This is a genomic window from Corynebacterium sp. HMSC036D03 (assembly GCF_001836185.1).
In the GTDB taxonomy this organism is placed as follows: domain Bacteria; phylum Actinomycetota; class Actinomycetes; order Mycobacteriales; family Mycobacteriaceae; genus Corynebacterium; species Corynebacterium simulans.
This window is the reverse complement of sequence record NZ_KV827743.1, coordinates 17350-29997: the sequence shown is the minus strand read 5'-3', so window position 1 is coordinate 29997 and position 12648 is coordinate 17350. Positions and strand designations below refer to the sequence as shown.

Genomic DNA, 12648 nt, shown 5'->3' with positions numbered 1-12648 from the left:
AGCTAGCAGGGGGAGAGGAACTCTGCGCGGTTGGACATGATGCGTGGGTTGCCGCCCAGGCGGGAAGCTGCGGAGCACAGAGCATCGGTATCGAAGCCATAATCGATGGCCACCGGGTAGACCTTGCCCTCTGCTACCTCGCCGCGCACAGATGGGCAGATACCTGGGTTGTAGTATTCCGCGCCGGGGTAGGCAGCGACTGAGCGCTCAAGCTGTGGAAGGGCCTCTTCCGGGCTTCCGGCCACGACGGAATCGACGATGAGCACGCCGTGGCCGTCGCAAGCAACGGCGGAAGGATTAAATCCAGCGGGCAAGTCCGAGCTGGAGTTTTTAGTTGCAGGAGCGGTGTATTCCTGCGTGACCGTCTGTTCGACGGTCTCGGTTATGGTTGCAGCTTCTTCAGATTTTTCGCTCTCAGCGCGTTGGCTGCTTTCTGAATTCTCATCCTCTTTCGCGGTGCTCTCAGTTGCAGGGGCTTCGGCAAGTGGGGCTAGCTGGGATTGCGCATTTTCTTTGGCGCCGCCCAGCATTCGCATGGCCAGAACACTGCCGCCTACCAGTGCAATAAGTGCTAGGACTGCGACGGCAATCGCGATGTAGATGGTCTTGTTTTCCTGCGAATTATCCATGGTCGCTGCTCCTTTAGGCGCACAATTGCATCTTTAGGCGCGCGTTCTCCGCGTCTGCGCCCCAGATAATGAAGGCGGACTGGGTGCCAGGCACTGCCATGTAATAGGTCGGCTCCTCGGCGTTCGGGGCTTCGAAGCTCTGGACGGTGCACTGACCATTGGAAAGCTCGGTGGGATCCGAAGGCAGGATGGCGTCGCGGGCTTCCACGGATTCGTAGGAGGCGACAGAATAGCTTAAATCGTCGCCCTCACAGGTGATCTTCGCCAGCTGGCCTTCCTCCGGCTCGCGGTGGTGGCACTTGGTATCGCCATAGCCGGAGGTGCCGCTGCGCGAGCCCAGCAGGCCAGGGTAGGCCTCTGCGAGGTTGCTTTCATCATCGTTCCAGCCCGGGTACTGCTTGAAGAAGAAGATGCCGGCGGCGGCGAGAACGACCACTGCCAGTGCGGCGCACAGCGCGATGAGGCCGGTCTTCTTGCCAGAGCCGGACTTCTTTTCTGCGACCGGTGTAGCAAATTCCGCGCCGTGTGGTTGGCCCTGCATCTGCCCCTGCGGCTGGCCTTGTGGGTAGCCTTGCTGGAACCCCTGCTGGTACTGGCCTTGCTGCATCATCAGCTGCTGTTGAGGCATGTACTGCGGTGGCATCTGCTGCTGCGGGGCCTGCTGCGCTGGCTGAGGCTGCGTCTGCGGGTGGGTTTGCTCGCGGGTTGCCGCAGCTTGCGGGCTGGCGAACTGGGAAGCAAAACCTGCGCCTGCGGCACCAGCTGCTCCCGCTGCAGCGACGCCCGCTGCAGCGGTACCCGTGGAAGTAGAGGCGTGACGCAGGGCGTCGATAACCGAGCCAGCCGAGTTGAACTGGGAATCTGGTTTGAACTCCGGATGCGCAGATTTAATGAGCTCCGCAAAGCGCTGCGTGACCTGCTCAGCGGTGACGTTGCCCACGCCCGGGCCTGCCGCACACAGCACCGCATTGCTGCGCGAACCCGTAACCATGATGCGGCGCGGATGCAGCGCATGCATGGCAAAGCCCGCCTGGTTGTTCTGCAACAGGTAATCCACTGCCTCGGCCAAAGGAGTAAAAACTGAAAGCGCCTCGGTCTTGGTGAGATGCTGCGCGCCTAGGCCAGAGCCGGTGAAGGTAGAAAGCGGCTCGCCGGAAAGTGCGGCGCGCACCAGAAAGTCCTGGCCCTTTTCTGTGGTTCCGGTGCCGACGAGCGGGGCGATGGAGCGATGGTGGACGTCGGAAAGCGCGGAGGCTTGCTTAACCGCACCGCGGTGGTTGGGCTCAAAAAGCTCGACCGTCATTGGCTTATTAGAGGAGTCCACGACACCGAAAAGCGTGGAGACCGGGGATTCGTCCATTACGGAAAGCTGACGAAGTTGATGCTGAGTAGAGAAGAACTCAGGGAGCTTTTTCACAGGGATTCATCCTTTAAAGGCAAGCGGTATAGGGTGCGTTTCTTAATTAAGAGTAACGGCCAAACGGACATCGCTAAGCGAAAAGGGGCATACAAGTGGCATAAACTTCCTGTTCGCTACCGGCGTACAGTGGTGTGAGCAGGGGAAATGGGTATATAGATGGGTGGGTTTAAAAAACGGCGAATTGCATGTCCAGTCAGCGCGTTAGAGTGGATGACACATTATTAGCGAAAGCATAGAGGTATAAGGCAATGTTCGAGAGGTTTACTGACCGTGCTCGCCGCGTCATCGTTTTGGCGCAGGAGGAAGCACGCATGCTCAACCACAACTACATCGGCACCGAGCACATCCTGCTCGGCCTCATCCACGAGGGTGAAGGCGTTGCCGCAAAGGCCCTCGAGTCCATGGGCATCTCGCTCGAGGACGTGCGCCGCGAGGTTGAGGAAATCATTGGCCACGGCTCCCAGCCGCACACCGGCCACATTCCGTTTACTCCACGCGCTAAGAAGGTCTTGGAGCTTTCCCTGCGCGAGGGCCTGCAGATGGGCCACAAGTACATCGGCACCGAGTTCCTCCTGCTCGGCCTCATCCGTGAGGGTGAAGGCGTTGCTGCGCAGGTGCTGATCAAGCTCGGTGCTGACCTTCCACGCGTGCGTCAGCAGGTTATCCAGCTGCTTTCTGGTTACGAGGGTGGCAATGGTGAAAATGACGGCCAGTCCCAGGGCGGTCCCGTCGGCGCTGGCGCCGGCGTTGGTTCTGGCGGCCGCACCGCGCCGTCGGGTTCCGGCGAGCGTTCCAACTCCCTGGTGCTGGACCAGTTCGGCCGTAACCTCACCCAGGCAGCCAAGGACGGCAAGCTTGACCCAGTTGTCGGCCGCGAGTCCGAGGTTGAGCGCATCATGCAGGTGCTTTCCCGCCGTACCAAGAACAACCCGGTCCTCATCGGTGAGCCGGGCGTTGGTAAGACCGCCGTCGTTGAGGGCCTGGCTCTCGACATCGTCAACGGCAAGGTCCCAGAGACCCTGAAGGATAAGCAGCTTTACTCGCTGGACTTGGGTTCCCTCGTTGCAGGTTCCCGTTACCGCGGTGACTTTGAGGAACGCCTGAAGAAGGTCCTGAAGGAGATTAACCAGCGCGGTGACATCATCCTGTTCATCGATGAGATCCACACCCTCGTTGGTGCAGGTGCCGCAGAGGGTGCTATCGATGCTGCTTCGCTGCTGAAGCCAAAGCTAGCCCGTGGCGAGCTGCAGACCATTGGTGCAACCACGCTCGATGAGTACCGCAAACACATCGAGAAGGATGCCGCACTGGAGCGTCGCTTCCAGCCGGTCAAGGTGGACGAGCCATCCTTGGATGACACCATCCTGATTCTCAAGGGCCTGCGCGATAAGTACGAGGCACACCACCGCGTCTCCTACACCGATGAAGCACTGAAGGCTGCGGCATCGTTGTCTGACCGCTACATTAATGACCGCTTCCTGCCGGACAAGGCAGTTGACCTCCTCGACGAGGCCGGCGCCCGCATGCGCATCAAGCGCATGACCGCGCCGGAAGGCCTGCGTGAGGTCGATGAGCGCATCGCCCAGGTGCGCAAGGAAAAGGAAACCGCCATCGATGCTCAAGACTTCGAGAAGGCAGCTGGCCTGCGTGACCAGGAGCGCAAGCTCGGTGAAGAGCGCGCGGAGAAGGAAAAGCAGTGGCGCTCTGGCGACCTCGAGGAGATCGCCGAGGTAGGCGAGGACCAAATCGCAGAGGTTCTGGCGCACTGGACCGGCATCCCTGTGCTCAAGCTGACGGAGAAGGAATCCTCCCGTCTGCTGCACATGGAAGAGGAGCTGCACAAGCGCATTATTGGCCAGGACGATGCCGTCAAGGCCGTCTCCCGTGCTATCCGCCGTACCCGTGCAGGCCTCAAGGACCCACGCCGTCCTTCCGGCTCCTTCATTTTCGCCGGCCCGTCCGGCGTTGGTAAGACGGAACTTTCCAAGTCCCTGGCTAACTTCCTGTTCGGCTCTGATGATGACCTCATCCAGATCGACATGGGTGAGTTCCATGACCGTTTCACCGCGTCCCGCCTCTTCGGTGCTCCTCCGGGATACGTCGGCTACGAAGAGGGTGGCCAGCTCACCGAGAAGGTTCGCCGCAAGCCATTCTCCGTGGTTCTCTTCGACGAGATCGAGAAGGCCCACAAGGAGATTTACAACACCTTGCTGCAGGTCCTCGAGGATGGCCGCCTGACCGACGGTCAGGGTCGCATCGTGGACTTCAAGAACACCGTTCTGATCTTCACCTCGAACCTGGGCACCCAGGACATTTCCAAGGCCGTGGGCTTGGGCTTCACCGGCTCCTCTGAGAACGACTCTGATGCGCAGTACGAGCGCATGAAGAACAAGGTCAACGATGAGCTGAAGAAGCACTTCCGCCCAGAGTTCCTGAACCGCATCGACGAGATCGTGGTCTTCCACCAGCTCACTCAGGAGCAGATCGTCGAGATGGTTGAGCTTCTCATCGGCCGCGTGGAGAAGCAGCTGGCTGAGCGCGACATGGGCATCGAGCTGACTCAGAAGGCAAAGGACTTGCTGGCAAAGCGCGGCTTTGACCCAGTCCTCGGTGCGCGCCCGCTGCGTCGCACCATCCAGCGCGAGATTGAGGATCAGCTCTCTGAGAAGATTCTCTTCGGCGAAATCGGCGCCGGTGAAATCATCACCGTTGACGTGGAGAACTGGGATGGTGAGTCCAAGGACAACTCCAAGGCCACCTTCACCTTCACGCCGCGTCCGCGCCCGCTACCGGAGGGCACCTTTGAGGATGATCTCGCTGACGCTGAGGTGCGCGAGAACGAGGAAGAGACTACCGCTGCAGATTCCACCGACACCCCGGATATCCTCTCCAGCGACGTCTTGCCAGAGTCCAATGATGACGACGGCGAGGGCAACCCACCAGCAGCTGGTGCTGGCCAGCCACTCTAAGGCTCGCCGCTAGCTGAAAAGTAAAAGGGGGCGCCTGCGTACAAAATGAGTACGCAGGCGCCCCTTTCGTTTTCCTTCTTCTAGGTTCGCTTAGTTTCTGCTCTACTCCGCAGAATCTGCTTCGGTGCTTAGGGTCTCTTCGAGCCAATCGATTGCTGGTTCATATTGTCCGATAAGACCTGCGATGTGGCCGCCGGCAACGCGGGAGGAGAGTGCACCGCCGCGGTCTTCGAGGGTTTCTACTTCACCGCCGAGCTCTTGCCAGTCGGTGGCTAGCTGCATTGCTTGGGCGTGGTCCACGATGTCGTCGTTGGGTGCGCTGCCCACCAAAACCTTGCCGGCCGGGCGCAGGTTGCCGATGCGTTGTGCTTCCAGCACGGAGCGCACCCGCTCATCGGAGGTGATGAACTCGCTCATCGAAATTCCAGTGTCGGTGAGCTCGGACAGATCCGTCATGGACCAGCGCATCGAGGAATCCACGATGCAGGAGCGGGAGTTTTCTTCCAACCAGTGCTTGCCCTTGGCGTTGAAGTACTCGTCGACCGCGGCGGAGAAATCCTGCGAACGGGCGCTAAATCCTTCAATGGCATAGGCCAAGTTCGGCCCAAGCCGTGGGGAACCGGCGAGCACCTTCACTAGGTCTGCCGGAGGAGCGCCCGCAAAAGTCGCACGCAGGTCTAGCTCCGGCGCATATTCCGGAACGAGCTCAGCCGCAGCGGCTGCAGCACCGCCACCCTGGGAATAGCCAAAGAATGCGACGGGCCCAGATGCGGCGGCCCGTGCGGCGTCGATAAGCGCGTGCCCTTGCTCAAGCCGGTTGGCATAGGTGTGCACACCCGGGGTACCCAAACCAATGTAATCCGTGATGACCAGGCGCATTCCGCGGTCCAGGAACTTGGAATACAACGGGGATTCATAGTTGACATTGATGGAAGACCCCAACAACGAGACCGGGCCTAAAAAGCCCTTGCTTCGCGAAGGCGCACAACTATCCGCCATTCCCCGGGTGCCCGGAGCCATCACCACCGTGGGAGCCTCACCCGGGCCTTCCCACTGCTCAGTCGGCTCCATGACGGTGCCCGAAACATAAGTGGGAGTGCCATCTTCAAGCCGGGAGGAATAAAGAATGCGTTCGACCCCGGGCGCTATGTTCTCGCGGCGCAGCACGGTGCCGGGCTCAGCATTGGCGACGCCCTCGGGCTCATCTTCGTAGAAATCCGCCACGAGGGCGCTGCTGAGCGAGGAACCCGCCATAGAGGAGCCAGAACTCAGCGCAGCCTGAGCCGGCATGCTCGGTGCAAAGAGGAGCAAGCTGGTGACAGTAGGGGTAAGAAGGCGCAGGAAATTCACGGATTCCAGTCTACTGGCATGGGGGATTTTCTCCGGGCTGAGGCGTGCGATTGCGGCTTTGCCGCCCTAGATGCCAAATCGTGACCGAATCTGCGGGCGTTGTCCCGTCGATTTGGCATGTAGGCACATTGAGTAGGGCGCTAAGGCGCCGCAATGCGATAGCGCGCTGAGACCACCGCGCTAAACTGTATAGCCATGGGCATTCAATACCGATCTCGTAAGAAAACCGGCAAGAATAGCTGGATCAACATCTCCGGCTCTGGGGCATCCATGTCCACCAAGGTGGGGCCGGTGACCTTCAACTCCCGCGGCGGCATGTGGATCAACCTGCCTGGCGGGCTGAACTTCCGGGGACGCTGGCGCTAAATTACAAGGTCGCAACCATGGAAGAACCTACGAGTGACTATGTCCGCATGGGCATTGAAGCCGACGTTGTGCTGCGCCTTGGCATGCTGCTTATGGGCGCCGGCACGTCGGGCTATCGTGCGCTGCGCGGAATGAAGCGCGCGGCCCGCGCTCTAGGCTTTTCCCGGTTGGACGCCAACGTAGGCGTTACCCAAATTACGTGCACCTTCCATAAGGGGCGAGCTTTTCGCACCGTGGTGGCGCAGCAGCATTCGCCAGCTGTCGACGCATCTCGTATCGAAGCCCTTGAGGATCTCACCCATAATCGCCTCTACGCCGGCATTACTGCGGAAGAACTCGATGCTTTCCTCGATGACATCGAGTCTCACGTGCGCAAGCGCTGGAATGGTTTTACCTTGGCCACTGCCGCGGGCGTGGCCTGCGCTTCCTTCTCAGTGCTTAACTATTTCCAGTCCTATGTTGTCTTCTTGGTCGCGCTCGCTGCCTTTTGCGGGCAGTTTGTCAGGTGGGCGCTGCATCATAAGCACGTGCACCAGATCGGCTGCATTGTGGCAGGTGGCGCCACGGCGAGCTTGGTCTACTTCCTGAGCACCGAGCTTTTGTCTATTGCTGGCTTAGCCAATCCCACAGACTTCTCCTCGGGCTATGTAGCCGCAGTACTTTTCCTGATTCCCGGCTTCCCGCTGTTTTCCGCGCTGATTGATTTGGCGCGCTTTGACTTTGACGCCGGCATGGCGCGGCTTAGCTACGCACTGACCGTCATCATCGCGGCTACCTTCACGGTGGCCATGGTCAGCTGGTTCACGGAACTTACCCCAATTGCGCCGCCACCTGTGCCCGATGCCAGCTGGTACGCAGCCGCCATCCTGGCTAGCTTCTTAGGCATCGCCGGCTTTGCCTTCCTGTTTAATTCCTCGCGGCGCATGGTGATTGCCGCCGCAATAGTAGGCACCGTAGCCAACATGGTGCGCTTGGGCATCCTAGAGCTGGGAGTGACCAGCTACTTCGCAGCTTTCGTGGGCGGCACGATCATCGGTCTGCTGGGCGGGCGCGTGGCGCGCACCATGCATCTGCCACGTATCACCACCACGGTTCCCGCCGCAGTCATCATGATTCCCGGCGCAGCGATGTTTCGCTCTGTCTATCACTTGAATGCCGGCAACATGGATCAAGCGTTGTCCAATCTCGCCACGGCCTCGATGATTGTGCTCTCCATCGGCTGCGGCCTCATCTTCGCGCGCCTGCTTACTGACAAAGACTGGGCACTGGGCCGGCTTATCGATTTCTCGCGCCAACCACACGATTCGCGCTACTAAAACGCCGCCTTAATGGGGCAGGTGGAAAAGTCCCTGGGAATCTTGCTCCGCGAGGCCGTCGTCAAGCAGCGAAGCCAACGCCCGCGAGCGTTGCGCCGCATCGGGCCACACCACATCGATTTTACTCTTCGGCACCGGGGCATCGGCGCCGCGCAGGACATCCAGAATCAGCCCACGCACTTGGCGGTCGGTGCCTTGGAACTTTTGCACGCGTTTTTTGGCCTTGGAAAGCTCGGCCTCACTAGGCTGCGGGCAGCCCGCCAGCTGCCAGGCACAACCTTCGCGAAGCGGGCACCCCTCACAATTGGGGGCCTTTGCCTTGCATACCAAAGCACCGAGTTCCATGAGCGCGGCCGAAAAACGTGGACCATTTTCTGGCGGGAGGAGCTTTTCCACGGCGGAAAGTTCCTTCTTCGAAGGCTGCGGCTGCAGGAATCGGCCGTCCACGGCGCGCGCGTAAACTCGGCGCACATTGGTATCAACCACCGGCACGTTGCGCTTGTAGTGGAAACAAGCCACCGCCCGCGCTGTGTAATCGCCGATGCCGGGCAGCTCCAGCAGCTTCTCGACGTCGCTTGGTACCGGCTTTTCACCTATGGCTTGCGCACACTCCCACAAGCGCAACGCGCGCCGGGGATAACCCAGCTTGCCCCACGCGCGCAGCACCTCCGCGCGGGAGGCCGCCGCGAAGTCGGCCGGGGTAGGCCACCGCTGCATCCATTCCTCCCACACCGGGGCCACACGTGCGACCGGAGTCTGTTGGCTCATGACCTCACTAAGCAGGACGCCCCACGCGGAGGTACCGGGGCGGCGCCAGGGGAGGGGACGTTCGGCTGAATCAAACCAGTCCAAAAGAGCAGCGGTGTTAATCATCGGGAAACAGTGTAAGCCAGCCTGCGTTCGGGACTACAGTTGAATCCATGCCACTTTCAAAAGTCCCGAAAGATCCCCAAAAGGTTTGGGAAGCCCTACAAGCTGGAAACGAGCGCCTGGTCAGTGGAAACGCTATCTCCGTCAACACTGAGTCGCGCCTCCGCGCCCGGCTAACCCGGGGCCAAGACCCGCGCGTCATCGTGCTGGCATGCTCCGATTCGCGCGCCCCGATTGAGCACGTATTTAACATCGGTTTCGGCGATGCCTTCGTCATTCGTACCGCCGGGCATATCCTGGACAACGCGGTGCTTGCCTCGCTGGACTATGCCTTGGAGAACCTAAACGCCAACCTTCTCGTGGTGATGGGCCACCAGTCCTGCGGTGCGGTGGGCGCGGCCTCGGCGTTCCTGAACGGAGAGATCAACCTGCCGACCGGGCTGCAGCGACCCATCATTGAGAAGGTCGCGGCTTCGGCGCTGCAGGCCAAGCGACAGGGCCGTGAGACTCGGCCCGATTTCGAGCGCGAGAACACGGCCCAAACGGTCTCTCAGATCATCGCTGATGTGCCAGCGGCGCGGCGGCTTCTCGACGCCGGCACGCTCGGCGTTGTCGGCCTGCGCTACCTACTGGAAGATTCTAGCGTGGAAACGGTGGTGCGCCACGGCGTGGACTAGGGCCATTTAGGCCTAGACACGCGGCGAGGGCTGGTGCAAGTTTGTCTGTGTCACCCCTTAAAATCGGAAGCGTGACTGATAACCGACGCAAACCCCTGCCCCAAGAGATCTACATGCGCCGCCGCGTTGCTGCGCTGATTGGACTTTTGGTGCTCGTCGGGCTGCTCATCTGGGCAGCGACCAGCATGTTCGGCGGCTCCGATGAGTCGGTGCCTACCGCTGCTACCAGCGCCCGCGGCTCGGAGGCTGCGCCGGAGACCAGCAAGACGAGCGCTGCCCCAACTAGTGATGCGGCATCGAGCAGCGTAAGCGCCGCGCCGAGCAGTGCGGAAAGCAGCGCCGACAGCAGCGCTGCAAACCCAAGCGAGTCTTCGCCTTATCCGGCGCCTAGCGCGGGCGCGGAGCCGGCTAAGAATACCTGCGCCTTGGAGGACTTGGAGATCGTAGGTACTGTCAGCCAACCTAGCTACAGTGAGGGCGAGTACCCAACCTTCTTCATGGAGGTCAAGAACCCTACCGCCGCTGATTGCGTGATTGACCTAGATAAGGACATCCTGCGCTTTGAGGTCTATGACCTTTCCACCAATGAGAAGAAGTGGGCTGATACTGACTGCTTCCCGCCGGTGGATACTGGTGAGGTCACCTTCGAGCCAGGCAAGCAGCGCACCTTCCAGGCTGATTGGTCCCGTAAAATGTCCCAGCCAAACCAGTGCAATGACCGTGCACCGGCCCCGGTGGGTGGCTACTTCATGCACGCAGTTATTGGTAACCACGCCTCGAAGGCAGAAACCTTCAACCTCGATAGCTAGCGCAAAAGGGCGATGGCCTCGCCCAAAGTTCCAGCTTGCAGCACCCGTATCCCGGCGGCATCCACCTTGCCCGCCGGGACGATTGCGTTTTCATAGCCCAAGCGCGCGGCCTCGCTCAAGCGGCGATCCAGGTTGGGCACGCGGCGCAGCTCGCCAGCCAGGCCCACCTCACCGATGACCACCGTCTTGGGCGGTAGCGGCTTTTCATGCAAAGAGGACCAGGTGGCAAGCGCTACGGCAAGATCCGTGGCGGTCTCCTGGATGCGCACGCCGCCCACGGTGGCGACGTAGGCGTCTTTGTCATTAGTGCGCTCTCCTGCGCGTGCCTGCAGAACCGCCAGCACCATGGGCACGCGGTTGGAGTCCAATCCCGTGACCACGCGGCGCGGGTTCTTTGCCACTGGATCCACGGTGAGCGCCTGAACCTCCGCGAGCATGGGGCGTACACCGTCCATGGCAACGGTGACCGCGGAGCCATCCGGCGTGCTCCCGCGGTGGGAGAGGAAGAGCCCAGAAGGATCTGCTACCTCGCGAATGCCGCCGGAAGTCTGCTCGAAACATCCCACTTCATCGGTGGCGCCGAAGCGGTTCTTGATGCCGCGCAGCATGCGTAGGCTGGACTGCCTGTCACCCTCGAAGTTCAACACCACGTCAACCAAGTGCTCGAGTACGCGGGGACCTGCAACGTTGCCGTCCTTGGTTACGTGGCCCACAAGCAGCACCGGAATGCCGGTGGACTTTGCCAGGGTGGTTAGCGCCGCAGTGACCGCGCGTGACTGGGCCACGCCGCCAGCTACGCCCTCGACGCCTGCCGCATGCATAGTCTGTACAGAGTCCACGATGATAAGGCTGGGCTTGAGTTGTTCAACGTGGCCGAAGACTACGTCCAAGTTAGACTCGGCGGCTAGGTAGAGGGTCTCGTGGAGCGCGTCAGTGCGCTCGGCACGCGCCCTTACTTGGCCCGCTGACTCCTCTGCGGTGACATATAGTGCCGTGCGTTCGAGCTGCGCCCACCTTGAAGCCACCTCCAGTAGCAACGTGGACTTACCAACGCCGGGCTCGCCGGCCATGAGTACAACCGAGCCTGGAACGATGCCTTTGCCCAAAACACGGTCTAACTCGCCGATACCCGTGTTGATGGTCTTAGTAGCACTCGCCCCAATCTTGGTGATGGGTTGCGCCGGGCTGGAAGGCGTTAGACCCTTGACCATCTGCCCGGTCACCGCAGCCGAGGCAGCCGTGCCCTCAGAAGCAGCCGGGGCGGATTCCTGCAGCGTTCCCCACGAGCCGCAATCTGGGCAGCGGCCTAGCCACTTCGGAGAGACGTAGCCACACTCGGAACAGGTGTGGATTGGACGCGATTTCTTAGCCATGCCAGTAACTCTAAAACACCCGCCGGACACGAGCGCCAACGAGAAACCCCGCACTTAGAAGTGCGGGGTCGAAGGGTTAATTAAAGGGCTTATTTCACCCGGAGGCTTAGTGGTGAGATGCCTCAGGGGACTCGGTGGTAAAGCCCTCGGTGGACTCAACGTCGCGGTTGTACTCACCGGACTTCAGCGGGGAAGCGGCAACAGCTGCGTCCACCTCGATGGTGCCGTTGTTGAAGGTGAAGGTAACCGGGCGGGAGCCGGCGTAGCCAAAGTCCTCATTCTCGAGGGAGGTCTCGACGTACTGAACGTTCTTGTTCTTCTTGTCCTTCTTCAGCTCTTCCAGGTTCTTGGCGGAATCAGCGATGATGGACTGGTCACGGGCCATCGGCTTCGTGGAGCCCAACTCTACGTCCTGGCCATCGACGGAAACGGACTCCAGGGTGACGTCAGAAACGTCGTAGCCCTGGTTGACGGCAACGAACTTCAGGGAAGTCTCACCGGAATCCGGCTCAACCTGGATTGTGACGTCGCGGACTGCGACAGCGCCGTCCTCGGTAGCAGCGGAGGAACCATCGACAGCCGCAACCTTCTGGGAAGTTTGAGTGATGTGGCCTGCCGAGCAGGAAGCCAGAGCCAGCGCAGACAGGGCGGTTACGGAAATGATGGCACCGCGACGAGCGGCGGTCTTCAAGGGCTGCACTTTGAGGGTCCTCCATAGATTGCGATCACAAAGCTTATCAACGCTTTAGCCTAGTACCTTTCCGCCCCAAGTACACAGTTTCCTCTAAACCCGTTGGGTAGGTGGCGGGGTAATACGGGGGTAGACCATGGGCGTCGACAAGCGCAAAAGCTCTACGTGCTAAACTGGT

11 protein-coding genes are annotated in these 12648 nt (G+C 60.6%); 5 read left to right on the top strand and 6 right to left on the bottom strand.

Translation table 11 applies throughout. The annotated features are described in order from the left end of the window. Positions 1–2: 2 nt before the first annotated feature. The gene (locus HMPREF2692_RS07400) at positions 3–629 is read right to left on the bottom strand and encodes a hypothetical protein (RefSeq protein ID WP_070455247.1); all 627 of its coding nucleotides are present in this window, start codon (positions 627–629) and stop codon (positions 3–5) included. A 13-nt stretch (positions 630–642) separates the two neighbouring features. Further along, entirely contained in the window at positions 643–2046 is a 1404-nt protein-coding gene (locus tag HMPREF2692_RS07395; RefSeq protein ID WP_141761313.1) for a serine/threonine protein kinase, read from the bottom strand. Between the two features lie 251 nt (positions 2047–2297). On the opposite strand from HMPREF2692_RS07395, the gene HMPREF2692_RS07390 reads away from it, so the two are divergent. After that, positions 2298–5018, top strand: coding sequence for an ATP-dependent Clp protease ATP-binding subunit (locus HMPREF2692_RS07390; protein WP_061924678.1), 2721 nt, complete (start codon positions 2298–2300; stop codon positions 5016–5018). 102 nt (positions 5019–5120) lie between these two features. Here HMPREF2692_RS07390 and HMPREF2692_RS07385 read toward each other — a convergent pair whose 3' ends face one another. After that, positions 5121–6368 carry a lipase family protein gene (locus HMPREF2692_RS07385; RefSeq protein ID WP_070432301.1) on the bottom strand — a complete coding sequence of 416 codons (1248 nt, stop codon included), beginning with the start codon at positions 6366–6368 and terminating at the stop codon, positions 5121–5123. A gap of 195 nt (positions 6369–6563) precedes the next feature. On the opposite strand from HMPREF2692_RS07385, the gene HMPREF2692_RS12710 reads away from it, so the two are divergent. Together HMPREF2692_RS12710 and HMPREF2692_RS07380 are read left to right on the top strand one after the other, a co-directional pair. Continuing rightward, entirely contained in the window at positions 6564–6734 is a 171-nt protein-coding gene (locus HMPREF2692_RS12710; RefSeq protein WP_005529875.1) for a DUF4236 domain-containing protein, read from the top strand. Positions 6735–6781: 47 nt separating this feature from the next. Then, positions 6782–8050, top strand: a complete 1269-nt coding sequence (locus HMPREF2692_RS07380) for a threonine/serine exporter family protein (protein WP_070455243.1) — start codon at positions 6782–6784, stop codon at positions 8048–8050. 9 nt (positions 8051–8059) lie between these two features. Here the strand turns inward: HMPREF2692_RS07380 and HMPREF2692_RS07375 are convergent, their stop codons facing one another. Next, positions 8060–8923, bottom strand: coding sequence for an HhH-GPD family protein (locus HMPREF2692_RS07375; protein WP_210387426.1), 864 nt, complete (start codon positions 8921–8923; stop codon positions 8060–8062). A 47-nt stretch (positions 8924–8970) separates the two neighbouring features. Here HMPREF2692_RS07375 and HMPREF2692_RS07370 point away from each other — a divergent pair, with 47 nt between their 5' ends. Both HMPREF2692_RS07370 and HMPREF2692_RS07365 read left to right on the top strand, forming a co-directional pair. Then, on the top strand, positions 8971–9597 hold the full coding sequence (locus tag HMPREF2692_RS07370; RefSeq protein ID WP_070498216.1) for a carbonic anhydrase: 627 nt from the start codon (positions 8971–8973) through the stop codon (positions 9595–9597). Positions 9598–9668: 71 nt separating this feature from the next. Beyond that, a complete protein-coding gene (locus HMPREF2692_RS07365) occupies positions 9669–10406 on the top strand; it encodes a hypothetical protein (protein WP_082787662.1) in 738 nt (245 codons plus the stop codon). Here HMPREF2692_RS07365 and radA read toward each other — a convergent pair. Both radA and HMPREF2692_RS07355 read right to left on the bottom strand, forming a co-directional pair. Next, a complete protein-coding gene (gene radA, locus HMPREF2692_RS07360; protein WP_062043300.1) occupies positions 10403–11779 on the bottom strand; it encodes a DNA repair protein RadA in 1377 nt (458 codons plus the stop codon). The genes HMPREF2692_RS07365 and radA overlap by 4 nt on opposite strands. Before the next feature lie 106 nt (positions 11780–11885). Beyond that, positions 11886–12479 carry a hypothetical protein gene (locus HMPREF2692_RS07355; RefSeq protein WP_061924658.1) on the bottom strand — a complete coding sequence of 198 codons (594 nt, stop codon included), beginning with the start codon at positions 12477–12479 and terminating at the stop codon, positions 11886–11888. Positions 12480–12648 lie beyond the last annotated feature (169 nt).